Below are 22,010 nucleotides of genomic sequence, written 5' to 3'. Positions count from 1 at the left end.
CATGCCCGGTATGTGGCGCCGTCGCGGGCGGAGACGGCCACAAGCCGTGCGTCTACCGCGGCCGACCCAGACAGCTACGAAGCCATCGAGGCCCGCGCCAAAGCCGCGGAAGCGCGCGCCGCCGAACTCGAACGCGAGCGGGATGAGGCGCGGGCGGAAGCGGCCCAAGCCCAACTCGGGCTGGAGCAGAACGCCAGGACAGCTCTAGCCTATCTGGCTAGATCCGAGGCCGAAGAAGAGCGGGGCGAAGACCTCCGGCGCCGGCTATCGGCCGCGGTGGAGGCGCTGGAGCCGTTCGCTCGAACTGGCAAGCTTTTCCTAGACGATGATCCCGTTGTAGCGGCCGGCTACGGGTCTTGCCTCTACAGCCCGGCGGCGGGACCGGCATACAGCATCACAAGCGATCATGTCCGCCGCGCCGCCGCCCTCGTCGAAGCCGAGCGTACCGAGGAAAAGGCCAATGACTGAGGTGGTCGAGATCATGGCGCGGGGTGTGTGGACGCGGCACTGCCAGGATTTAGGGCTGCCGAGCCGTGCGGCGAACTTCCCCCTCGTCGAGGGTCACGCGGAGTACATGGCGAACGCCAAGGCTGCGCTCTCCGCGCTTGAGGTGGAAGGCTGGAGGGTGGTGCCGGCGGAGCCGGATGACGCAATGCGCCTTGCCAGCAAACGCTACAAGCGCGGTGCGAAGATCCCAACGGGACCCGGCTTCTACGCCGCCATGCTCGCATCCGCCCCCAAGCATGGAGGCGACAATGACTGAGAGCGTTCTGCTGATCAATCTTCGGACTGGCGAAACGATGGTCGCCGATGCTTACGCCCTGCGCGAGCGGGGGCTGCCGGAAGGGTGGCACGTCGCAGCAAGCGTTTCCATCGACGAGTGGATTAGTGCTCTGCGCGCCGCTGTTGGCAGGCATGGAGGCGACAATGGCGAAGGGTGAGCTGACGAAGGCGCCGACTGCGGAAGAGATCGAGGCGGCTCTGGAGAGCATCCGAGACTGGGCTGCTGGCGAGCCTCTGGCCAATGACGAGGAGCGGGCGAAGCATGATGATGAACTGGAGATGGTCGAGAACGTGATCGCTCGCCTCCGCGCCGCTCTCTCCGCACAGGAGGACGGACGTGGCGAGTAGGATGGCAGGCGAAGAACTTGATCTTCCTCGTGCCTTGGTCGAGCGCCTTGATGCGGCGTTCACCGAGCACTGGCTGATCTCTCACCCCCAGGCCGCCGCGCTTCTCGGCAAGAGCGAGAAAACACTGAAGGGGCTCGGCGATCAGCACCTCATCAATTACCGGCTTCGCGGCAACACCTGGCGTGTCTACGCTCGCGAAGATATCGAGGCCTACGTGGGAGCCCCGCCGTGTCCGTCTACAGACCGAAGCGCTCAGACGGCTCCTACCGCTCGGAGTTCTGGCACTACGACTTCGTCATCCGCACGCCGTCCGGGGAGCGTCGTCGCTTTCACGGCTCAACGGGCCAGAGAACGCGCACGAAAGCGGAGCGTGTCGAAAACCAGTACCGCGAGCTAGCGGCGACCGGGAAATTCCAGCACGCGCTGACGCTCGACGAAGCCGCCTTCCGCTACCATGGCGAGATCAGCCACCAGGCGAGCGCCGACGACACCGCGACATCACTGGCGCATCTCTGCCGGCTGATCGGCGGAACGACCCCGCTGATCTCGATCGATGCCAACATGATTTCCGACGCCGTCCGCCGACGCTCCGCAGAGCGCGTTTCAATCAAGACCCGCAAGGGCTCAAACGAACACGGGCTTGTCTCGCCGGCGACGGTGAACCGCCAGATCGTTCAGTGCGCCCGGCGCCTGCTGAATCGCGCCCGGCGAGTCTGGAGAGTGCCGGTCGACGTGGACATTCCTTGGAGGGATCTGCTGCTGCCGGAGCGCGAGCGGACGCGCATCCTGACTGACGCCGAGCGCGCGGCCTACATCGGAGCGTTCCGCGAGGACTTGCGGCCCATCGTGAAGGTCTACCTGCTCACCGGCGTGAGGCGCGCTGCGCTCTGCCGCCTGCCCAGATCGGCGGTCGACCGCGAGCGCGGAGGTTTCACGATCACTCTGAAGCGGGCGCGCGGCAAAGCTCCAAAGGAGCATTTCGTCCCCTTTTCGCCCGAGGTGCGCGCGATCTTCGAGGCAGAGATGCTGAAGCATGCGCTGCCGGTCGTGTTCACCTACGAGGTGCAGCAATCGCGGACCACCGGAGACCGTAAGCGGCTCAAGGGCAGCCGGGAGCCAATCGGCTACGACACCCTCACGAAGGCCCATCACGCAGCTCGGAGGGCGGCCGGCGTCCCAGAGTTCCGGTTCCACGACGCCAGACACGACGCCGCGACGCGCGCGCTCCGGGGCTCGAAGAATTTGAAGGGTGTCCAGCGGATGCTCGGACACTCCGACATAGCGTCCACCGCGCGCTACGCGAAGGTGCTGGACGAGGACCTGCGGGACGTCATGTCCTCGTTCGGGTTGTCCCGAAATTATCCCGAAGCGCCGACTGCGGGGGCGTCGGAAAAACTGCCGAAGGTCCAAGAGAATGAGGGCTGAGACCCACGTTACCTTCTAATCAAGGCAGGTGCTCCCAAAGCAGGCGCTCTACCAGGCTGAGCTACGCCCCGAAGTCTCATTTCCGTGGGGTTATGGCCCTCACGACCCTGTTCCGCAAGCGCCAATAACGGAGTGGAGAGCAAGACGACGGCGATTCAGAACCTCAAGTTGTGGGCGGCCTCGGTCACCTTGTCCGTACCGCTCAGTTGCTACGATCTCCTGTCGCCGTCTTGCTCCGCTGGACCACAATGTCCGGGAAACCCTCCCGATCATGAATATCCAAGGTGTAGAGAGCCCGCAGACCGCGCGTGTCGCCGGTTGCGCCTGCAGAGAGAACAGGGCTTACTATCTGGGCTAGAGGCGCCTGGGGGGATCACGCTTTGCAGGTCAAGAGGCTGTACCGTTTAATCAGCGCGACTGATAGGAGTGATATAACCTCCTATGCAGAAACAAGGAGAACGATCAGTGATTTTATATTTAAAGATCGTAACGATGTTGTAACCGCCATTGACCGCTGTATAAAATTTGGTCATATCGATCTCGCAAAATTGCTCTCGCAGAAAATCGATGGACTGCGGTCGAGCGACAGTATTCTGACTGCGGCCGGACTGGGGCTTAGGGAGCATGCGGTTCGCTGGAAGTTGGCGCTTGCTGCCGGGGACACCTTCGAGGCGGTCGGCCTCGCCACCACTCTCAGTCCTCAGGCCCGAAGCATCCGACAACGCGAGATCAGCCGGGCGGACATCCTCGAAGCCGGCAAGCACGCGACGAAAGCGATTCCCCGCATCATCCATCAGGTGTGGATCGGTCCCAAACCCTGCCCCGCAGGCTCTTCGGAGCGCTGGCGCGCATGGTGCTCCAAGTATGGATACGAATATCGTCTTTGGACACAGCCCGACGTCGAGTCTCTCTCGTGCTACGGATCTCATGCATACGACTTTTTCCTGAAACAACGCCGGTATGCCGGCACCGTAGACGTGATCCGCGCGGACATACTGCATGATTTCGGCGGTCTCTACGTCGACATGGACATGTTTCCCGTGGACGTTGGCGCAGACTACCACGACCTGCTTGGCATGACCGGGATGACCTGCATCCCCGCCAAGGGATACCGGCGGCTCAACATGGGGGCGATGTTCCTCACCAATTCGATCCTGGGATCGACTCCCGGCCACCCCATCATGAAGCGCTACAAGGACGCGATGTCGCCGACGGTCGCCGGCTTCGACGGAAATGTGGCCGCGTGGTGGTCGGTCGGCGGCTGCCTGCTGACGTCCGCGCTGGCGTCGTCGGTTAATGTCATCGCTCCGATCCACCTTATTGGATCAGCACCGAGGACTGACGTCGAAGCGATTTACGCGTCGATAGACAAAATCGAAGCGTCCAATTCGCTCACGTTGTTTTACAGCTGCAAGTTCTGGTGAGGGCGGACGCTCCCGCTTCATCTTGGGATGGCTGGTGGCGTGGCTCTGTCTGGCAGGCACGGAAAGCCCCAAGGTAGGACTGACTACTTTCTTGGCTCGGGGGATATCTTGGCTCAGTTGATCGCGTCAGCGGGACCGATAAGCGCGTTCCTGAACGAGGGGGGCGGCGATTACCTCCTCATCACCTTCAACGACGCCGCGGACGCGCTGAAGACCGACGGGCGGTCGTTCTGGGGCCAAGCGCTCGTCGAGAAGAACGGCGTCGCCACGATCGGCGTCGTCACCACTGAGAAGAACTGGTACGCGCCTTCGGCCATGGAGGAGGTGGCCGCCAGGCTGAAGCCGATCCTCGCGCGCTACCCTAAAGTGCTTTGTTACGGCAACAGCATGGGCGGCTATGCCGCCATCCGGTTCAGCAAGTTACTCGGGGCGACGCATGTCCTGGCGATCGTTCCGCAGGCGGGCATCGATCCGTCCGTCGTCACGCCGTTCGACCGCCGGTACACGACCCATTTCGGCAAGGGCGGCGGCGGGATGATCGAGCCGGGCCACGTCGCCGGCAAGGTCTGGATCGTTTACGATCCGCTCTATTCCCATGACAGTGGCCACGCGAAGCTGCTGAAGAAGGCCGCGCCTGACGCCAGGATGATCCGCGTCCCGCTGCGCGGCCACGGCGTCATCCACCTCACCAGGGGCTCGAGAAGCACGCTAAAGCTTTTCGACGCCGTCTTCGCGGATCGTTATCTGGATGTGGTGAGGATGTATCGACGACGGAAACGCGCGAGCTGGGTCTATTATTACACCATGGCCACAGCCATGGTGCGCCGCCGGCCGGCGGAGATCCTGCGGCTTTTGGAGGTCGACAAGAGGTTCGACGTCCCGATCGCCAACCGCACGCAGTTGATCGTGGCCGCGAACGCCAGAATCGGCCGTCGCGACGAGGCGCTGTCCGTTGCGATCGCCTATTCACGCATGCATCCCACGGATCTCAAGACTCCGCTCAAGATCCTGGACTCGATGCTCGCGCACAAGGCGCCGCAGCAGGCTTCAGCCTTCATCGACGTGTTGGACGAGTCAGGGTATCAGCATCCGGCTTTCGGGCGCACCCGTCGTCTCGTCGAACAGGGGCTCAAGCGGGCCGCCGTCGCCGTCAGGATCGCTCCGTTCGCCTTGGCCGTCGAACGGCTCTCGGCTCTCTTCGACGTGCTGAACAGCGAGCTCGCCGCCTCCCTGCTGTGACGCCCCGAGGGCGCTGGGTCGCAGCCAGTCTAACTCAGGCGGCCCACCCAGGGCCGAGCCCTTCTCGCTTTGGTCGCCGTCCGCCAAGACGACGGGGTCGCCGGGAGGGCGACGCCGCCCGGGGCTCACCCGGCGGCGCGCGGCGCGACGTCCAAGAGCTCGTCGAGCTTGGACAAGAAGCCGTCGAGATGGACGCGCCAAGGCGCCTTGGCGGTCGCCTGCGCTTCGGCCCAGGCGTGGTACTCGAGCCCGCGCGCGATGGCGAGATGGGCGTAGGTCAGCCGCAGCGTGTCGGCGCCGTCGCAGATCGGCAGGAGTTCGATCACCTTGGCGCCCGGCTGAGCGACTACGATGTGCGCGAGCCCGGAGCCGTGCGCGCCCACGATCACCTTCGCCCGGCTCATCGCCGCGATCTGCTCCGCCAGCGGCGTCTCGGACAGCACGCAGATCTGGAAGCCGCGGGCGGTCAAGGCGGCCTCCACGGCGGCCTCGTTCTCCATCTTGCGCCGACTGGCGTCGCTGCGGGAGACGTAGATGCGATCGGAGGCGTCGGCCGAGGCTTCCGTCAGGGCGCGGGAGACGATGCGGTCGTAGATCGGTGCGATGCGCTTCCAGCGCGGGAAGGACCGCAGCCCCGCCTTTGCGACTAGGAGCTTTTCGACGAAGACCGGCCGGCTCCCGCGGACGACGTCCGCCACGTCGAGGCCGGCGAGCCGCAGCGTCTCGAGCTCGTAGCCCTGCCCCTTTTCGCCCAGCAGAAGCCGAGGCTTCGGGGCGCCGTCCGCGAGCAGCCAGGACAGCTTCGGCGCCTGCTCGACGAGCCAGGGGTACAGGCCCTTCGCCCGCCCGGAGACATGAAGCGCCAAGGGGATGTGCGCGACGTCGGCCTTCGAGACCTTGGGCACGGCCGCGCCTTGGCTGAGCAGGATGGAGCCGTCTTCGCTCCAGACCTGCCCGCTCCCGTCGACGAAAACGTTTTCATAGACGCCGACGCGCGGCTTGGAGGGCTTTGCCTGCCCGTCGCGAAACTTGGCGAGATCGGCTTCGAGACGCTCGACCTGAGCCGCCGGAACGCCCGGGGCGGCGTGGACCGCCGTCGTTCCCTGGGCGGTCAGGCCGGGGCTCTCGTGGTAGCCGTGCTCGTAATCGGCGGCGGGCGTCGTCTCCCCGCCCGCCTTCCGGATCGCCGCATCCACCTCCGCGAGCAAGCGCGGGTCCGTGAGCTTCTGTTTGATGGTGCGGGCCGACTGCAGGAAGCGGGGATCGGCGACCGTCACGGGATCGGCCGTCAGCACCCGCCACGCCTGTTCGGGCATGTCGGCGGCCGCGAGATCGTGCGCGATGCGCCGCCTCATCACCACGGTCATCGGCAGCCACGCCGCTGCGAGCCCGACCTCCTGGATGACCGCCGTGGACTTGAGCGCCCGCGCGGCGGAAAGGCGGAAGACGAGCAGGCGAACGTCGGCGGCAAGGTCGCGCTTCGAACTGGTGAGTTCGAGAACCTTCGTCCAGTCGCCGGCCGAAAGGCTCGCCTCGGCCTCGGCCCGCAGAAGCGCTTCCCGCGTCTCGCCGGCCGCAGTCACCGCCGGACTGGCTGAACCTCGTCCGGACCTGAGCGCGCCGAAGCGTTTGAGAAGAGCTATCATGACCGTCTTTGAATCAGAGTTTATCGTCGAATAAGGGCGTGTAAGATTTTGCGCTGCGCCGATCGACCGGACAAGTCCGCGAACCGGACCGGGATCCTACGCGACGAAGTATGTATGAGGCGATCGTATCAAGCGAATGAAACTCACCAAGGCCGCCCGGCACGAAGAGATCCTCGCGCAGATCACCCAGCAACCCAGCCTTCGGGTCGCCGATCTCGCGGGCCGGCTGCGGGTCTCCACGGAGACGATCCGACGCGATCTCGACGAATTGACCGACCAGGGGCTCGTCAACCGCACCTATGGCGGCGCGGTGCCGATGCGCGGGGCCGAGCCCTCGGTCGGCGAGCGCCACGGCCTGTTCATCGCGGAGCGCGAACGCATCGCGCGGGCGGCCTCGGCGCGCATCAAGCCGGGCGCTTTGCTCATGATCGGCTCGGGCGCGACGACCACGCACGTCGCCCGCCGCATCGCGGTGGAGCACAAGGGCCTGACCGTCGTCACCCACTCCTTCAGCGTGGCGACCGTGCTGTCGCTCAATCCGACGATCACCGTGCTCATGGCGCCCGGCAACTACCTCGCCAGCGAAGGCGCGACGGTGGGGGTTCACGCCGCGCGCTTTCTCCACGACTTCTCCGCCGACCTCGCCATCCTCGGGGCGAGCGGACTGACCTCGGAAGGCGCGACCGACGCGCGGCTGGAGCCGGCCGCGATCTTCAGCGTGCTCGCCTCGCGGGCCGCCGAGACCTTGGTGGTGGCGGACCGTTCGAAGTTCGACAAGGTCTTCCCCGCCCGCTACGCCAGCTGGCGCGAGCTCGGCGCCCTCGTCTGCGACCAGCCGCCCGAGGGACCGCTGGCGGAGATGCTCCGCCGGCACGGCGTCGACGTGACGGTGGCCTAACCTCCGGCCTGTGGTGATTCAGTCAGCGTTTGTTGCGTTCGCCACATTTCCGTGGAATGTCTGTCGGGAGGCTCCACGAGGCGACGGATGTACGACGACGACTTTCTGGCGCGGCTCACCGCGCGACTGCGGGAAGCGCTGCCGCGCTGGGGCGTCGGGCCGGACGCCGGGCTCCGGCTGCTGACCATCTCCGAGAACGCCACGTTCCTTGCCGACGACGACGGGCGGCGCATCGTCTTCCGCGTCCACCGGCCGGACTATCACACGCTCGAGGAGATCCGCTCCGAGCTCGCCTGGATCGAGGCGCTGCGCGCCGACGGCGTCGCCGCCACGCCGGAGCCGCTGCGGATGCGCGACGGCGAGCTGCTGGGCGCCTTCGAGGACGAGGGCAGCCTTCGCCACGTCGTCGCCTTCGAGCACATGAGCGGCGGCGAGCCGGAGCCGGGGGCGGACATGCCGCACTGGTACCGCACGCTCGGGTCGATCACCGCCGGGCTCCATGGCCACGTCCGCGGTTGGCGGACGCCGGCTGGCTTTCGTCGCAAGCTGTGGGACTTCGACGCCATGCTGGGCGTCCGTCCGCTGTGGGGCGACTGGCGCGACGGGTTCGGCCTCGAGCCTGAAGGCCGCGCCTTGATCGAGCGCGCCTCGGCCGTGCTGCGGCGCGAGGTCGAGGCCTACGGCGCGGCGCCCGAGCGCTTCGGCCTGATCCACGCCGACCTCCGGCCGGCGAACCTGCTGGTCGACGGCGACCGCCTCGGCGTCATCGACTTCGACGACTGCGGCTTCTCCTGGTTCATGTACGACTTCGCCGCGGCCGTGAGCTTCATGGAGCACGAGCCGTTCATTCCGGAGCTGCAGGAGGCTTGGCTCGAGGGCTACGCCGCGGTCGCGCCGGTCTCGCGCGAGGAGCGCGCGATCATGCCGACCTTCCTGCTGCTGCGGCGGATCCTGCTCACCGCCTGGGTCGCCTCGCACGCCGAGACGCCCACCGCCCAGTCCATGGGCGTCCCCTTCACCCACGGCACGCTCGAGCTCGCGGAGCGACATCTGGTCCAGCGCGGCTGAGACCCCGAGGAGACGTCATGACCACGCCCGCGAACATTCGGCCGGCCGACGCCGCGCCGGCGGCGAGCCGCCAAATCCTGGCCCTCAACGCCTTCGACGCCGCGCGCCCGTCGGCCCTCTCGCCGGAGACGGCGGCGCTGGTCGCCCGTCGCCAGCGGTCGTTCGGCCCGACCTCGGTGCTGTTCTACGATCGTCCGCTGCACGTGGTCTCGGGCGACGGCGTCTGGCTGCAGGAGGCGGACGGGACGCGCTACCTCGACGTCTACAACAACGTCCCCTCGGTCGGGCACTGCAACCCGAAGGTCGCTGAGGCGGTGGCGAAGCAGGTCGCGACGCTCAACATCCACACCCGCTATCTCTACGACATCGTTCACACCTACGCCGAACGGCTGCTCGCCACCTTCCCCGAAGGGCTCGACAAGGTCGCCTTCACCTGTACCGGCAGCGAAAGCAACGACCTCGCGCTCCGGATCGCGACGGCGGCGACGGGCAAACGCGGCTTCGTGGTGACCGAGATGGCCTACCACGGCAACACGACCGCCGTGACGGAGGTCTCGCCTTCCTCCCGTCCCGGCCAGCCGCTCGCGCCGCACGTGCGCGCCATCCCCGCGCCCTTCGGCCCGGGCGACGTGGCGGGCCGATTCGCCGCCGATCTTGACGCCGCGATCGCGGATCTGGAGGCGAGCGGGCACGGCTTCGCCGGGCTTCTGGTCGACACCATCTTCTCCAGCGACGGCGTCGCCGCCGACCCTGCGGGCTTCCTGGCGCCGGCGGTCGAGGCGACGCGCCGGGCCGGCGGCCTGTTCATCGCCGACGAGGTGCAGCCGGGCTTCGGCCGCACCGGCGCCGCGATGTGGGGTTTCCAACGTCACGGCGTCACGCCGGACGTCGTCACCATGGGCAAGCCCATGGGCAACGGCATTCCGATCGGCGGCGTGGTGGCGCGGCTCGACCTGATGCAGCGCTTCGCGGCGAGCGTGGGTTACTTCAACACCTTCGGCGGCAACCCCGTCGCCTCCGCCGCGGCGCTCGCCGTGCTGCAGGAGATCGAGGAGCGCGGGCTCATCGCGAACGCGGCGGACGTGGGGGGCTACATGCTGGCGCGGCTGAAGGCGCTGGGACAGCGCCATGGCGCGATCGGCGAGGCGCGCGGCGCGGGACTCTACCTCGGCGTCGAGTTCGTCGCCGACGGCGCCCCGGCGCCGGAGATCGCGAGCTACATCATCAACGCCCTGCGCGAGCGGCGCATCCTGATCGGCGCCGCGGGCCGCTACGGCAACGTCCTGAAGATCCGCCCTCCCCTGATCTTCGAGCGCGCCCACGCCGACATGCTGGTCGAGGCGCTGGACGACGCGCTGGCGAACCGCTGAGGGTCGCGGGCGGCGCGGTTGCGGCCGTCTTCAGGTCGCCGCCGCCAATCGCGCGACGGGAACCTCGCGGATCGGCAGGTTGATGAGCCCCGACATCACGCTGAGCGCGATCGCGATCCACCACACCACGTCGTAGCTCCCCGTACGCTCGTAGAGCAGGCCGCCGAGCCACACCCCGAAGAACGAGCCCACCTGGTGGGAGAAGAACACGAAGCCGTAGAGCATCGTGAGGTAGCGCGTGCCGAACAGGGTGGCGACGATCCCCGATGTCGGCGGGATGGTGGAGAGCCACAGCAGGCCGATCCCAGCGCCGAAGGCGAGCGATGTCGCCGGCGTCACCGGCAGCGTGATGAAGCCGACGATCAGCACGCCGCGGGCGAAGTAGATCGCGGCCAGCAGCACCCGTTTCGGCATCCGCCCCGCCAGCACGCCGGACGACAGCGAGCCTGCGATGTTGAACAGGCCGATCAGGGCGAGCGTCCAGCCTCCGATCGTGGGCGAAACGCCGTGGTCAATGAGGTACGGCGGCAGATGCGCGGTGATGAAGGCGAGATGGAAGCCGCAGGTGAAGAAACCGACGACCAACAGCCAGTAGCTCGGCGTGCGCGCGGCCTCCGCGATCGCCTCGCGGATGGTCTGGTCGAGGACCCGCGGGCCGTCTCCTGGCGCCGCCTTCGGCGCGGCGAGCGCCAGCGACAGCGGGACCACCAGCAGCATCAGCGCCGCGAAGATCAGCACCGTCGCCTGCCAGCCGTAGGCGGTGACCAGCGCCGAGGCGAAGGGCGTGAAGATGAACTGGCCGAAGGACCCTGCGGCCGTGCCGAAGCCGAAGCCGAGCGTCCGCCACTCCGGCGGCAGCAGCTTTCCGAAGGCTCCGATCACCAGCGAAAACGAGGCGCCGGACAGGCCGAAGCCGATCAGCACGCCGGCGGACAGGTGCATCCCGAGCGGATCGCTCGAGAACGGCATCAAGGCGAGGCCGGCGGCGTAGAGGAGACCGCCCAGCATCAGCACCCGCACCGCGCCGAAGCGGTCGGCGACCGCGCCGGCGAAGGGCTGGCCCACGCCCCATAGCAGGTTCTGGATCGCGAACGACATCGCGAACACGTCGCGGCCCCAGCCGTGGCTTTCCGAGATCGGCGTGAGCAGCAGTCCCGCCGCCGACCGCGGCCCGAAGGTGAGCGCCGCGATGGCGCAGCCGCAGAGGATGATGACGAGCGGCGAGCGCACGGCGCGGGCGGCGACGATCATGGCGAGCCTCCTGAACGAGAATCCCGGCGCGAGCTTAGCGGCGCGCTGCGGCGGCGGCTCATGAAACTCCATGATCCGCGGCATCTCGGGAAACGATCGGACGAGCGCCGTGCGCCTCCAACGACCCCCTCGGCCGTCATGGTCCGGCTTGACCGGACCATCCCTTTCCCGGCGAGGCGCTTCAGGTTAGAGGCGGGTCCTCCGGTCGAGGCAAAGGACGACGCGAGAAGGCGGGCCCAACGTCCATCTGCAATGTCGCGGCCTTAAAGGGTCTGGTATGCCACGTGACGTTTTCATGGCGCCGCCCTCTTTTATTCCGGCCTGCGACGCATTATCATAGTTATGCTCTAAATGAGCATATTGGAACGGTTCGATCCTGGGAGGACGCCATGTCCCCGCTCGCCGCCCTTGTCGCCGACGTCGTCCGCCCGCGCCTTAGCGTGGAGCCGCGGCGTTTTCCGCCGGTCGCCATGCCGTCGCTCGCATGGACTCCCGAGGTGGAGGCCGCGACGGCGCATCTCTACGAGCGGGTGAAGGCGGTCATCCCGCCGGTCGAATGGCCGTTCTTCGCGCCCTACGTGAAGGCGATCAACGAGCTCAAGAAGGTCCGCAACGCGGTGATCCTGGCGCACAACTACCAGACGCCGGAGATCTACAACTGCGTGGCGGACGTGGTGGGCGACAGCTTCCAGCTGGCGCGCGAGGCGACGAAGACCGACGCCGACGTCATCGTCCAGTGCGGCGTGCACTTCATGGCCGAGACCTCGAAGATCCTGAACCCGGACAAGACCGTGCTGATCCCGGACTCGCGCGCCGGCTGCTCGCTCGCGACCTCGATCACCGCGGCGGACGTGCGCGAACTGCGCCGGAAGCACCCCGGCGTGCCGGTCGCCGTGTATGTCAACACCACCGCCGAGGTGAAGGCCGAGGCCGACATCTGCCTGACCTCCGGCAACGCGGTCGCGGTGGTGGAATCCCTCGGCGTTCCGGAGGTGATGGTTCTGCCCGACCAGTACCTCGCCGCCTGGATCGCGACCCAGACCAAGGTGAAGATCATCACTTGGAACGGCGCCTGCGAGGTGCACGAGCGCTTCACGGCTGAGGAGCTGCGCGCCTACCGCGAGGCCGATCCGGACGTGACGATCCTCGCGCACCCGGAATGCCCGCCGGAGGTGCTGGCCGAGGCCGACTTCACCGGCTCGACCGCGAAGCTCGCGGACTACGTGAAGAACCGGTCGCCGAAGAAGGTGGTGCTGATCACCGAGTGCTCGATGGCGGACAACATCATGAGCTCGTCTCCGAACACCGAATTCGTGAAGCCGTGCAACCTCTGCCCGCACATGAAGCGCATCACGCTGCCGAAGATCCTCGAGAGCCTGGTGCACATGCGCGAGGAGATCGTGGTCGACCCGGTGATCGCCGACCGCGCCCGCGCGAGCGTCGAGCGCATGGTGAACCTGAAAATCTGAGCGGAGGACGGCCGTCATCCCGGCCGAGGCGGAAGCCGAGAGCCGGGATCGCGCTCAGAATGAAGAGCCCTTTCCGGATTACGATCCCGGCTCTCCGCGGCTCCGCCGCTCCGGCCGGGATGACGGCGCGACCGCGCCGCTTGCGCCGAGAGCCTCCGCCATGACCGACGCCCCCGACCCTCTTGATCCCGACGCGCTCGCGCCCCTCTCCTGGGCCGGCGTCGACGACGTCGTCATCGTCGGGGGCGGGCTCGCGGGGCTGTTCACCGCGCTGAAGCTCAGCCCCCGGCCCGTCACCATCGTCACCGCCGCCCCGCTCGGCGACGGCGCCTCCTCGGCCTGGGCTCAAGGGGGGATCGCCGCCGCGGTGGGCCTGGGCGACAGCGCGGAGTCCCACGCCGCCGACACGGTGGCGGCCGGCGCCGGAATCGTCGACGAGGCCATCGCACGGCTGATGACCAGCGAGGCGCCCGCCCGCATCGCCGACCTGCTCGCCTACGGCGTGCCGTTCGACCGCGATCTGGAAGGCAAGCTGCAACTCTCCCGCGAGGCCGCGCATTCCGAGCGCCGTATCGTGCGCGTCAACGGCGACCTCGCCGGCCGCGCCATCATGGGGGCGCTGGTCGCCGCCGTCCGGCGCACGCCGTCGATCCGGGTGCTGGAAGGCCTGGTCGCCGAGGAGCTCGTCACCGAAGGCCGCTTCGTGGTCGGCGTCACGGCCCGCGCCGCGGGCGCCGCGAAGCCGGTGCGCATCATTGGCCGCGCGGTGGTGCTGGCGTCGGGCGGCGTCGGCCACCTCTACGCCGTCACCACCAACCCGGTGGAGGCGCGCGGCGGCGGGCTCGCCATGGCGGCGGAGGCCGGCGCGACATTGGCCGACCTCGAGTTCGTGCAGTTCCATCCGACCGCGATCGCCGTCGGCCGCGACCCGGCGCCGCTTGCGACCGAAGCGCTGCGCGGCGAGGGCGCGGTGCTGGTCGACCATGCCGGCCGGCGCATCATGGAGAGCGTGCACCCCGACCTCGACCTCGCCCCACGCGACATCGTGGCCCGCGCGGTATTCGAAGCCGTGCGCAACGGAGGCGCTTTCCTCGACGCGCGCGCCAAGGTGGGCGAGCGCTTCCCGAGCCGGTTCCCGACCGTCTACGCCGCCTGCATGGCGGCGGGCGTCGACCCGGTCACGGAGCCGGTCCCCGTCGCGCCCGCCGCGCACTACCACATGGGCGGCGTGCTGGTGGACGCGAACGGCCGCTCCTCGCTCGACGGGCTCTGGGTCTGCGGCGAGACCGCCTCCACCGGCGCCCACGGCGCGAACCGCCTCGCCTCGAACTCGCTGCTGGAGGCCGTCGTCTTCGGCGCGCGCATCTCCGAGGACATTCTGGGCCTCCTCCCCGCCCCGCGCGTCGCCGCGTCCCGCGCGGCGCCGGCCGCGACGTCCGCCGATGGCGCGGCCGTCGCGGAGCTGCGCCGGACCATGGCCGACCATGTCGGCGTGGTGCGGAACGCGGTGGGCCTCGGCCGCGCGGTCGAGACCTTCGCCCGTATCCGCCGGGCCGCGAACGACCCAGACACCCGCAACATGGCGACCACCGCCCTGTTGATCGCGGTCGCCGCGGAACGCCGGCGCGAGAGCCGGGGGGGCCATTTCCGCTCCGACGCGCCCGACGCCGTCCCCGCGCTCGCCCATCGCTCCCTGCTAACGCTCGACGACGCGCTGGAGCGCGCCGAGGCGCCGCTGGCGCGGGCCGCCTCGTGAGCGCCCCGCATCCACTCGGCGGGCTGGACCCGATCGCCGTCCGCCGCGCCGTCGAAGCGACGCTCGCCGAGGACCTCGGTCGCGCAGGCGACATCACCACCGCGGCGACCATTCCAGCCTCCGCGACCGCGCGCCTCGTCATCGCCGCGCGCCAGCCCGGCCGGCTGGCCGGCCTCCAGCTGGCGCAAGCCGCCTTCGCGGCGCTAGACCCGTCGATCGCGTTTGCGGCCGAACTGACCGATGGCGCCGAACTCGCGCCCGGCATGGTCATCGCCCGCATCGAAGGCCCCGCCCGCCCTGCGCTGTCAGCGGAGCGGACCGCGCTCAACTTCCTGGGCCGGCTGTCGGGCGTCGCCACGGCGACTGCGGCCTACGCCGACCTCATCGCCCACACCAAGGCGAAGATCTGCTGCACGCGGAAGACCACGCCGGGCCTGCGTGTGTTCGAGAAGTACGCGGTGCGTTGCGGCGGCGGCGCGAACCACCGCTTCGGCCTCGACGACGCCATCCTGATCAAGGACAACCACATCGCGGTCGCCGGCTCGATCGAAGCCGCGCTCGACGGGGCCAAGGGCTACATCGGCCATCTCGTGAAGATCGAGATCGAGGTCGACACCCTCGATCAGCTCGACCGCGTCATCGCCCACGGCGGCGCAGACGTCGTGCTGCTCGACAACATGGGGCCGGACCTGCTGCGCGAAGCGGTCGCCCGCATCGGCGGCCGGATGGCGGCGGAGGCCTCCGGCAACGTCTCGCTGGAGACGGTGGCGGCGATCGCGGAGACCGGCGTCGACCTGATCTCCGTCGGCCGCATCACCCACTCCGCGCCGACGCTGGACCTCGGGCTGGACGTGGCGGTGGGCTGAGCCTGTCCGCTCATCCTAACTTGGGGCAGGTGATGCAGCTTCGGATCAGCCCCTGAAGGGATCGCGGATCGTGACGCCGTCGAGCGTCGCGCCGTCCTGCATGTCCTCCGACCACAGGGTGGCGCAGCCGGCGAGCCTCGCGGCCGCGACGATCATCGCATCGTAGACCGAGAGCTGGTGACGGCGGGCAAGCGCGACGCCCCGCTCGTGCGTTTCGACCGTGACGGGCACAACGGCGCAAACGGACCTGAGGACCGAGAGGACATCGTCCAGCTCGTCCCAGGACAGCGCCATCTTGCGGCGGGCGACGTTTGCGAACTCGTTCAGCGCCTGCACGCTCACCGTTGCGCCCTCGGCGAGGCGCGCCTTCCCGATCTCCGCCTTTCGACTGTCCTGGCCGAGGAGATAGACGAGAACGTTGGTGTCGACGAAGGCGTTAACGCTCATTCGCTTCAAGGCGATCGAAACGAAAGCCGTCGGGCAACCGTCCGCGGTACTTGTCCAGCCGGGCGAGAAGCTCCGCACGGGAGGGAGCCCGCGCCACTTCGAAGGCTCGCTCGCCGACGACCTGAATATCGATCTGGTCTCCCGCCTTCAGCTTCAGCGCCTCGACGACAGCCGCCGGGAGCCTGACGGCAAGCGCGTTCCCCCATTTTGCGACCTGCATGATCCGCCTCCAATGATATACTCTAAGAAATGTATATCATTGGAGCGCTCTCGGTCATACCCTGATCGACAAGCCCGCCCGTTTCCGCTCGGCAAGCAGCCCGAGATAGATCTGCGCCATGGAGACTCCCGCGAGCGCGGTGATCCCGGCGTGGTCGTAGGGCGGCGAGACCTCGACGATATCAAAACCCTTGAGGTCCAGCGCGCCGAGGCGGCGGAGGCACGAGATCGCCCAGGCGGAGGAGACGCCGCCCGGCACCGGCGTGCCCGTCCCCGGCGCGAAGGCGGGGTCGAGGCAGTCGATGTCGAAGCTGACGTAGACCGGCGTGTCCTCCACGTGGCCGAGGATGCGGCTCGCCACAGCCATCGGACCCATCTCGCCGGCGAGCAGGCCGTCGACGATCGCGATCCCGTAGTCCTTCGGCGCGTGGGTGCGGATGCCGATCTGGATCGAGCGCTCGGGGATGATGAGCCCGTCGCGCACGGCGCGGGTGATCATCGTGCCGTGGTCGATGCGGGAGCCGTCGTCGTCCCAGGTGTCCTGGTGGGCGTCGAACTGCACCAGCGCCACCGGCCGGCCGAGCTGCGCCACCAGCGCCTTGAGCACGGGATAGGTGAGGAAGTGGTCGCCGCCGAGCGTGACGAGGTGCGCGCCGGTGGCGAGCCGCTCCGCCGCCTGCGCTTCGATCGCGGCGGGCATCAGCTCCACCCGGCCGTAGTCCAGCGAGCAGTCGCCAGTGTCCGCCACCGCCATGTCGCCGAAGATGTCGAAGCCGAAGGGATAGGCCGGGTCGCCGACGTTGACCGTCGAGGCCTCGCGGAGCGCGCGGGGCCCGAAACGGGTTCCCGGCCGGTTGGAGACCGAGGTGTCCAGCGCGACGCCCCAGACGGCGACGTCGAAGCCCTCGGCGGAGCGCGCGTAGGGTCGCCGCAGGAACGAGGTCGCGCCGGCGTAGTTCGCCTCAGTGGACTCGCCGTAGCGGCGCGCGGGGTTCAGCGCGTCGTCGACAGGGCGGGGGCGCAGCGGATCGGCGTTCAGCTCAGCCATGGCGGACAGGTCTCCGTGCTGGTCCCGGCGCGAGAGGATCTCGATCGACGTGAGGCTTCCATAGCAGCGCGGCGCGCCGATGACGACGCGCGGCGCGCCGTCAGCCCCGCTCCATCCAGCGGATCAGCAGGCCCGCGGGAATGACCCACAGCAGCCCGAAGAACGCGAAGAACGCGAGCTGGAGCGCGGGGTGCGAACCGGCGAGCTTGAGCTGGCCCACGAACATCACGATCAGCGCGTAGATCGACACGCCGACGACCAGAACGGCCGTGCCGATCAGCTTCTTGGCGCGGGGGCGCATCGCGGGCTCCGTCGAGGGGGTGGGCGAAACGCCGTCTTGTTCGGGGCGCCTCGCGGACTTAAAGCGGTCCCCAAGCTTCCGATCAAGCTCAACCGGCGCCCGAGGAGGCCGCGAGGTCCGCATGTCCGCATCCCCCGTCCCCTCGCCCGCGCCTCCGCGCCGCTTCCTGCGCGGCTGGCTGCTGCTGACACTGGCGCTGGTCGCGCTGATGGTCGTCGTCGGCGGCGCCACGCGCCTGACGGGCTCCGGCCTCTCGATCACCGAGTGGAATCCGATCACGGGCGCGATCCCGCCGCTCGGCGAGGCGCCCTGGGCCGAGGCGTTCCAGAAGTACCGGGCAAGCTCGCAGTACAAGCTGCTGAACGAGGGCATGTCGCTCGGCGAGTTCAAGTTCATCTTCTGGTGGGAGTGGGGCCACCGGCAGCTCGGCCGCTCCATCGGCGTCGTCTTCCTGCTCGGGCTCGGCTTCGCCGCAGCCACGCGGCGCGTGAGCCTGAAGGAGGGCCTCACGCTGTTCGCCATGGGCCTGCTGCTCGGCCTGCAGGGCGCGGTCGGCTGGATCATGGTGGCGTCCGGGCTGCAGGAGGGCATGACCGCCGTCGCGCCGGTGAAACTCACCCTGCACCTCGGACTGGCGCTCGCCTTCTTCGCGACGCTGGTGCTGTTCCTCGTGCATCTCAGGCAGTTCGGCCGCGACGGCGGCCTGCTGCGGCCGGGCCTTCGCGCCGGCGCCTACGCCGTGTTGGCGCTGTCCTTCGTGCAGATCCTGCTCGGCGGACTGGTCGCGGGCTCGAAGGCCGGGTTCTCGTTCAACACCTGGCCGCTAATGGACGGCGGGTTCGCGCCCTCCGCCGCGACGTTGTTCGCGACGACGCCTTGGTGGGAGAACTTCGTCGACAACGTCGCGCTGGTGCAGCTCAACCACCGCATCGGCGCCTACGTGCTGTTCGCGGCGACGCTCGCCTACGCCCTCGCCGTCACCAACGCCAAGCTCTGCCGCAGGGCGTCGAACCGCGCGGTCGCCCTCGCCTTCCTGATGACGCTGCAGGCGGGGCTCGGCGTGCTGACGCTGATCCACGTGGTGCCGCTGGAGCTCGGCCTCGCCCACCAGTTCGGCGCGGTCGTCGTGCTGGGGCTTGCGGTCATGAACGCCGGCCTGCTGCACGAGCGCGCCGCGCGCGAACGGGCGAAGGCGCAGGCGCCGCACGGGCTGGCGCAGCCGGCGGCGTGAGTTGAGGGGTCGATCAGGCTGTCGTCCCAAGAATAAGGCGGGGGCGTCCCTCCCCCGATAGAGGGGAGGGTGGACGGGCGAAGCCCGGCCGAGTGGGGTGGGGCCAGAGAGACGCCGACGTCACGGTCGCGCTCGACGCCCAACACCCCACCCGACCTCGGCTTCGCCGAGGCCGCCCTCCCCGCGCCTGCGGCGCGAGGAGGGAGACGCGCGCCCGCCTCTGAAGCGCCCCGCCGGCTCACACCGCGGCCAGCGCCTGCTCCAGGTCGGCGATGATGTCCTCGGCGTCTTCGATGCCGACCGAGAGCCGCACCACCTCCGGCCCGGCGCCCGCCGCCGCGAGCTTCGCCTCATCGAGCTGGCGATGGGTCGTGGAGGCGGGGTGGATGATCAGCGAGCGCGTGTCGCCGACGTTCGCGAGGTGGGAGAACAGCTTGACTTTCGACACCAGCGCCACGCCCGCCCCGTAGCCGCCCGCGAGGCCGAAGGTGAACACGGCCCCGGCGCCCTTGGGCGCATATTTCTGCGCGCGGGCGTGGTGGGGGTTCGAGGCGAGGCCGGGGTAGTTCACCCAGGCGACCTTTGGATGGCTCTCGAGGTAGCTCGCGACCTTCAGCGCGTTGTCGCAATGGGCGCGCATGCGCAGCGGGAGCGTCTCGATCCCCGTCAGCAGCAGGAACGCGTTGAACGGCGACAGCGCAGGGCCCAGATCGCGCAGCGACAGCGCGCGCATGGCCACCGCGAAGGCGAAGTTGCCGAAGGTCTGGCCCAGCACCACGCCGCCGTACTCCGGCCTCGGCTCGCTCAGGAAGGGGTAGCGTCCGCTCGCGAGCCAGTCGAACGAGCCGCCGTCGACGATCAGCCCGCCGATGGAGTTGCCGTGGCCGCCGAGAAACTTGGTGGCGGAATGCACGACGATGTCCGCGCCGTGCTCGAACGGCTTTACGAGGTACGGCGTCGCCAGCGTGTTGTCGACGATCAGCGGGACGCCCGCGCGCTTCGCGATCTCCGAGATCGCCGCGATGTCGGTGACGGTGCCGCCGGGGTTTGCGATCGACTCGACGAAGATCGCCTTGGTCTTCGGGGTCACCGCGCGCTCGAAGGCCTCCAGGTCGTCCGGATCGGTCCAGGCGACGTTCCAGCCAAAGCTCTTGAACGCGTGGCCGAACTGGTTGATCGACCCGCCGTAGAGCTTCGTGGCGGCGACGAACTCGTCGCCGGGCGTCAGCAGTCCGTGGAACACGAGGAGTTGCGCCGCGTGGCCGGACGCGACGGCGAGCGCCGCCGTGCCGCCCTCGAGCGCCGCGATGCGCTCCTCCAGCACCGCGTTCGTCGGGTTGCCGATGCGGGTGTAGATGTTGCCGAAGGCCTCCAGGCCGAACAGCGCCGCCGCGTGGTCGACGTCGTCGAAGGTGAAGGACGTCGTCTGGTAGATCGGCGTCGCGCGGGCCTTGGTGGTGGGGTCGGGCTGCGCGCCGGCGTGGACGGAGAGCGTCGCGAAACCGGGCGCGCGTGGGCCAGGAGCCTCTTCAGACATAGGTTTCTCTCCCGTGGAGTGCTGACGTATTCGTCAGAAAGTCGCGCCGTCAATCGGATCCGCCGGCGCGGGCGGGTAGTCCCAGCTCCATGATGTCGATCTTCGGGCACCGGTCCTGAACGACCTTCAAGCCGGCGGCCTCGGCGCGCGCGGCGGAAGCGTCGTCGCGCACGCCGAGCTGCGTCCAGAACACCTTCGGCGGCGTCGCGAGCGCCAGCGCCTCGTCCAGCACGCCCGCGACGTGCTCGGAGGCGCGGAACACGTCGACCATGTCGATCGGCTCCTGGACCTCGGCGAGCGAGGCGTAGGTCATGAGGCCCGCGATATCCTTGCCGCCGTGGCCCGGATTGACCGGGAACACGCGGTAGCCGCGGGCGGCCAGGAAGGCGGCGACGATGTGGCTGTCGCGCGAGGGATTGGGGCTCGCCCCGATCACCGCGATGGTGCGGACGGAGCTGAGGATCTGGCGGATGGCGTCGGGTGAAGTCTGGGTCATGCCCACAGACTTAAGGCGTCCGCGCGCTCGGCGCAGCCCCCTGCCCGATGGGCGACGGCGTGGCTTACGATGGCCGGCGCGCCGCGCTGTGGGCGCCGCTTACAGAATGAGCCGGTCGCTCCTCAGCCGCTCGAACAGCGCGTAGAACGCGTCGTCGGTCGGCTGATAGAGCGCAAAACCCATGCGTCGGCTCTTGGACATGTCGGTGACGACCTCGATGGGCCGGCCGAGGTCGGCGTCGGTGTGCCAGGGCGAGGCCAGCCGGCCGAGGTCGGGCTCGGCGAGGCCGCGCCGGGCGGCGATGTCGCGCCAGACGGTCGCGTCGTCCGCCATCTGCTCCTCCAGCGGGCGCACCACGCCGTCGAACGGTTCGGCTTCGAGCTCGAACCACGCCGCGATCCGCTCCCACATCCAGCTCCAGCGGAAGACATCGCCGTTGACGACGTTGAAGTCCTGGTTCGCGGCGGCGGGCGTCTCGGTCGCCCACAGCATGTGGCGGGCGAGCAGACGCGCGTCGGTCATGTCGGTGAGGCTGCGCCATTGCGTCTCGCTTCCGGGGAACCGGAACGGACGCCCCGTCGTCTTGCAGATCGAGGCGTAAACCGCGAGCGTCGTGCCCATGTTCATGGCGTTGCCGACCGCCTTGCCGATGATCGTGTGCGGGCGGTGGACGCTCCAGGCGAACCCGTCGCGGGCCGCGGCGGCGAAGACCTCGTCCTCCTGCGCGTAATAGAAGTTCTCGACGTCGAGCCGCCCCTGGTCCTCGCGGAACGGGGTCTGCGGGAGCGTTCCTTTGCCGTAGCTCTCGAACGGCCCGAGGTAGTGCTTCAGGCCCGTGACCAGCGCCACGTGGCGCACCGATCCCGACGCACGCAGAGCGTCGAACAGGTTGCGCACCATCGCCGCGTTGACGCGGATGTTCTCCGCCTCGGTCTCCTGGCGGAGCCAGGTGGCGATGAAGACATGGGTGGGTGCGGCGCCGGCCAGCGCCTCACGCAGCGACGACGGATCGAGAAGGTCGCCGGCCAGAGCGGCGACGCCCGACTGCGTGGCGGGGCGCCGGGCGAGGCCCAGCACCGGCCATCCCGCCTGGGACAGGACCTCGGCCGTCGCGGCGCCGACGACGCCGCTCGCGCCGACCACCAGGGCTGTGTTCGTCATGATCGCTCCTCTTCAAGACGAGCGATC

At 68.8% G+C, this 22,010-nt stretch carries 23 protein-coding genes; 14 read left to right on the top strand and 9 right to left on the bottom strand.

Annotated features, from left to right (window positions below; all coding sequences use genetic code 11):
* Window positions 1–12 precede the first annotated feature (12 nt).
* The 7 genes from K244_RS23835 to K244_RS0103090 all read left to right on the top strand — a co-directional run bounded on the left by K244_RS23835 (window position 13) and on the right by K244_RS0103090 (window position 5,219).
* Window positions 13–468, top strand: a complete 456-nt coding sequence (locus tag K244_RS23835) for a hypothetical protein (RefSeq protein ID WP_020184786.1) — start codon at window positions 13–15, stop codon at window positions 466–468.
* On the top strand, window positions 461–763 hold the full coding sequence (locus K244_RS0103110) for a hypothetical protein (protein WP_020184785.1): 303 nt from the start codon (window positions 461–463) through the stop codon (window positions 761–763). Before K244_RS23835 ends, K244_RS0103110 begins: the two co-directional genes overlap by 8 nt.
* Complete coding sequence (locus tag K244_RS23420; RefSeq protein WP_155931548.1) at window positions 756–941, top strand: hypothetical protein; 186 nt, start codon at window positions 756–758, stop codon at window positions 939–941. Before K244_RS0103110 ends, K244_RS23420 begins: the two co-directional genes overlap by 8 nt.
* Window positions 928–1,131, top strand: a complete 204-nt coding sequence (locus K244_RS0103105) for a hypothetical protein (protein ID WP_024816276.1) — start codon at window positions 928–930, stop codon at window positions 1,129–1,131. The genes K244_RS23420 and K244_RS0103105 overlap by 14 nt, the downstream gene beginning before the upstream one ends.
* 228 nt (window positions 1,132–1,359) lie before the next feature.
* The gene (locus K244_RS0103100) at window positions 1,360–2,556 is read left to right on the top strand and encodes a site-specific integrase (protein ID WP_020184783.1); all 1,197 of its coding nucleotides are present in this window, start codon (window positions 1,360–1,362) and stop codon (window positions 2,554–2,556) included.
* A gap of 380 nt (window positions 2,557–2,936) precedes the next feature.
* Window positions 2,937–3,980, top strand: coding sequence for a hypothetical protein (locus tag K244_RS0103095; protein ID WP_155931546.1), 1,044 nt, complete (start codon window positions 2,937–2,939; stop codon window positions 3,978–3,980).
* A gap of 108 nt (window positions 3,981–4,088) precedes the next feature.
* Window positions 4,089–5,219, top strand: a complete 1,131-nt coding sequence (locus K244_RS0103090; protein ID WP_155931544.1) for a hypothetical protein — start codon at window positions 4,089–4,091, stop codon at window positions 5,217–5,219.
* A 125-nt stretch (window positions 5,220–5,344) separates the two neighbouring features.
* Here K244_RS0103090 and K244_RS21385 read toward each other — a convergent pair whose 3' ends face one another.
* Window positions 5,345–6,865, bottom strand: a complete 1,521-nt coding sequence (locus tag K244_RS21385; RefSeq protein WP_081761412.1) for a glycosyltransferase family 61 protein — start codon at window positions 6,863–6,865, stop codon at window positions 5,345–5,347.
* A 136-nt stretch (window positions 6,866–7,001) separates the two neighbouring features.
* On the opposite strand from K244_RS21385, the gene K244_RS0103080 reads away from it, so the two are divergent.
* The 3 genes from K244_RS0103080 (at window position 7,002) to K244_RS0103070 (ending at window position 10,201) form a co-directional block, all read left to right on the top strand.
* Window positions 7,002–7,763, top strand: a complete 762-nt coding sequence (locus tag K244_RS0103080) for a DeoR/GlpR family DNA-binding transcription regulator (RefSeq protein ID WP_020184779.1) — start codon at window positions 7,002–7,004, stop codon at window positions 7,761–7,763.
* Between the two features lie 87 nt (window positions 7,764–7,850).
* The gene (locus K244_RS0103075; RefSeq protein WP_020184778.1) at window positions 7,851–8,831 is read left to right on the top strand and encodes a phosphotransferase; all 981 of its coding nucleotides are present in this window, start codon (window positions 7,851–7,853) and stop codon (window positions 8,829–8,831) included.
* A gap of 17 nt (window positions 8,832–8,848) precedes the next feature.
* A complete protein-coding gene (locus K244_RS0103070; protein WP_020184777.1) occupies window positions 8,849–10,201 on the top strand; it encodes an aspartate aminotransferase family protein in 1,353 nt (450 codons plus the stop codon).
* Window positions 10,202–10,231: 30 nt separating this feature from the next.
* Here the strand turns inward: K244_RS0103070 and K244_RS0103065 are convergent, their stop codons facing one another.
* Complete coding sequence (locus tag K244_RS0103065; protein WP_036306106.1) at window positions 10,232–11,452, bottom strand: MFS transporter; 1,221 nt, start codon at window positions 11,450–11,452, stop codon at window positions 10,232–10,234.
* Window positions 11,453–11,841: 389 nt separating this feature from the next.
* On the opposite strand from K244_RS0103065, the gene nadA reads away from it, so the two are divergent.
* From nadA to nadC, 3 genes are all read left to right on the top strand, one after another.
* Window positions 11,842–12,921, top strand: coding sequence for a quinolinate synthase NadA (gene nadA, locus K244_RS0103060; RefSeq protein ID WP_020184775.1), 1,080 nt, complete (start codon window positions 11,842–11,844; stop codon window positions 12,919–12,921).
* Between the two features lie 160 nt (window positions 12,922–13,081).
* Window positions 13,082–14,677, top strand: coding sequence for an L-aspartate oxidase (locus tag K244_RS0103055; RefSeq protein ID WP_020184774.1), 1,596 nt, complete (start codon window positions 13,082–13,084; stop codon window positions 14,675–14,677).
* Window positions 14,674–15,543, top strand: a complete 870-nt coding sequence (nadC, locus tag K244_RS0103050; protein WP_020184773.1) for a carboxylating nicotinate-nucleotide diphosphorylase — start codon at window positions 14,674–14,676, stop codon at window positions 15,541–15,543. The genes K244_RS0103055 and nadC overlap by 4 nt, the downstream gene beginning before the upstream one ends.
* A gap of 45 nt (window positions 15,544–15,588) precedes the next feature.
* Here nadC and K244_RS0103045 read toward each other — a convergent pair whose 3' ends face one another.
* The 4 genes from K244_RS0103045 to K244_RS0103030 all read right to left on the bottom strand — a co-directional run bounded on the left by K244_RS0103045 (window position 15,589) and on the right by K244_RS0103030 (window position 17,558).
* Complete coding sequence (locus K244_RS0103045) at window positions 15,589–15,990, bottom strand: PIN domain-containing protein (RefSeq protein WP_020184772.1); 402 nt, start codon at window positions 15,988–15,990, stop codon at window positions 15,589–15,591.
* Entirely contained in the window at window positions 15,980–16,210 is a 231-nt protein-coding gene (locus K244_RS0103040; protein ID WP_020184771.1) for an AbrB/MazE/SpoVT family DNA-binding domain-containing protein, read from the bottom strand. The genes K244_RS0103045 and K244_RS0103040 overlap by 11 nt, the downstream gene beginning before the upstream one ends.
* Window positions 16,211–16,264: 54 nt before the next feature.
* Entirely contained in the window at window positions 16,265–17,257 is a 993-nt protein-coding gene (gene speB, locus K244_RS0103035; protein ID WP_020184770.1) for an agmatinase, read from the bottom strand.
* Between the two features lie 100 nt (window positions 17,258–17,357).
* Window positions 17,358–17,558: a DUF2842 domain-containing protein gene (locus K244_RS0103030; RefSeq protein WP_020184769.1), complete on the bottom strand. Its 201-nt coding sequence runs from the start codon at window positions 17,556–17,558 to the stop codon at window positions 17,358–17,360.
* A 121-nt stretch (window positions 17,559–17,679) separates the two neighbouring features.
* Between K244_RS0103030 and K244_RS0103025 the strand changes: the two genes are divergently transcribed.
* Entirely contained in the window at window positions 17,680–18,789 is a 1,110-nt protein-coding gene (locus K244_RS0103025) for a COX15/CtaA family protein (RefSeq protein WP_020184768.1), read from the top strand.
* A gap of 238 nt (window positions 18,790–19,027) precedes the next feature.
* Here the strand turns inward: K244_RS0103025 and K244_RS0103020 are convergent, their stop codons facing one another.
* From K244_RS0103020 to K244_RS0103010, 3 genes are all read right to left on the bottom strand, one after another.
* Entirely contained in the window at window positions 19,028–20,326 is a 1,299-nt protein-coding gene (locus K244_RS0103020) for an O-acetylhomoserine aminocarboxypropyltransferase (protein ID WP_020184767.1), read from the bottom strand.
* Window positions 20,327–20,375: 49 nt separating this feature from the next.
* Complete coding sequence (locus K244_RS0103015; protein ID WP_020184766.1) at window positions 20,376–20,822, bottom strand: CoA-binding protein; 447 nt, start codon at window positions 20,820–20,822, stop codon at window positions 20,376–20,378.
* Window positions 20,823–20,921: 99 nt separating this feature from the next.
* On the bottom strand, window positions 20,922–21,983 hold the full coding sequence (locus K244_RS0103010) for an SDR family oxidoreductase (protein WP_020184765.1): 1,062 nt from the start codon (window positions 21,981–21,983) through the stop codon (window positions 20,922–20,924).
* Window positions 21,984–22,010: the final 27 nt, after the last annotated feature.

The organism is Methylopila sp. 73B (assembly GCF_000526315.1).
GTDB lineage: Bacteria > Pseudomonadota > Alphaproteobacteria > Rhizobiales > Methylopilaceae > Methylopila.
The sequence above is the reverse complement of the archived record's forward strand: the minus strand, read 5'-3'. Positions and strand labels throughout refer to the sequence as shown.

Excerpts from the sequence above, each read along its gene's own strand:
- K244_RS23420 (WP_155931548.1), top strand. The coding sequence starts at position 756 with ATGACTGAGAGCGTTCTGCTGATCAATCTTCGGACTGGCGAAACGATG.
- K244_RS0103055 (WP_020184774.1), top strand. The coding sequence starts at position 13,082 with ATGACCGACGCCCCCGACCCTCTTGATCCCGACGCGCTCGCGCCCCTC.
- K244_RS0103025 (WP_020184768.1), top strand. The coding sequence starts at position 17,680 with ATGTCCGCATCCCCCGTCCCCTCGCCCGCGCCTCCGCGCCGCTTCCTG.
- K244_RS0103105 (WP_024816276.1), top strand. The coding sequence starts at position 928 with ATGGCGAAGGGTGAGCTGACGAAGGCGCCGACTGCGGAAGAGATCGAG.
- K244_RS0103020 (WP_020184767.1), bottom strand. The coding sequence starts at position 20,326 with ATGTCTGAAGAGGCTCCTGGCCCACGCGCGCCCGGTTTCGCGACGCTC.
- K244_RS0103045 (WP_020184772.1), bottom strand. The coding sequence starts at position 15,990 with ATGAGCGTTAACGCCTTCGTCGACACCAACGTTCTCGTCTATCTCCTC.
- speB (WP_020184770.1), bottom strand. The coding sequence starts at position 17,257 with ATGGCTGAGCTGAACGCCGATCCGCTGCGCCCCCGCCCTGTCGACGAC.
- K244_RS21385 (WP_081761412.1), bottom strand. The coding sequence starts at position 6,865 with ATGATAGCTCTTCTCAAACGCTTCGGCGCGCTCAGGTCCGGACGAGGT.
- K244_RS0103015 (WP_020184766.1), bottom strand. The coding sequence starts at position 20,822 with ATGACCCAGACTTCACCCGACGCCATCCGCCAGATCCTCAGCTCCGTC.
- K244_RS0103040 (WP_020184771.1), bottom strand. The coding sequence starts at position 16,210 with ATGCAGGTCGCAAAATGGGGGAACGCGCTTGCCGTCAGGCTCCCGGCG.
- K244_RS0103075 (WP_020184778.1), top strand. The coding sequence starts at position 7,851 with ATGTACGACGACGACTTTCTGGCGCGGCTCACCGCGCGACTGCGGGAA.
- K244_RS0103080 (WP_020184779.1), top strand. The coding sequence starts at position 7,002 with ATGAAACTCACCAAGGCCGCCCGGCACGAAGAGATCCTCGCGCAGATC.
- K244_RS0103030 (WP_020184769.1), bottom strand. The coding sequence starts at position 17,558 with ATGCGCCCCCGCGCCAAGAAGCTGATCGGCACGGCCGTTCTGGTCGTC.
- K244_RS0103110 (WP_020184785.1), top strand. The coding sequence starts at position 461 with ATGACTGAGGTGGTCGAGATCATGGCGCGGGGTGTGTGGACGCGGCAC.
- K244_RS0103065 (WP_036306106.1), bottom strand. The coding sequence starts at position 11,452 with ATGATCGTCGCCGCCCGCGCCGTGCGCTCGCCGCTCGTCATCATCCTC.
- K244_RS0103010 (WP_020184765.1), bottom strand. The coding sequence starts at position 21,983 with ATGACGAACACAGCCCTGGTGGTCGGCGCGAGCGGCGTCGTCGGCGCC.
- K244_RS0103070 (WP_020184777.1), top strand. The coding sequence starts at position 8,849 with ATGACCACGCCCGCGAACATTCGGCCGGCCGACGCCGCGCCGGCGGCG.
- nadA (WP_020184775.1), top strand. The coding sequence starts at position 11,842 with ATGTCCCCGCTCGCCGCCCTTGTCGCCGACGTCGTCCGCCCGCGCCTT.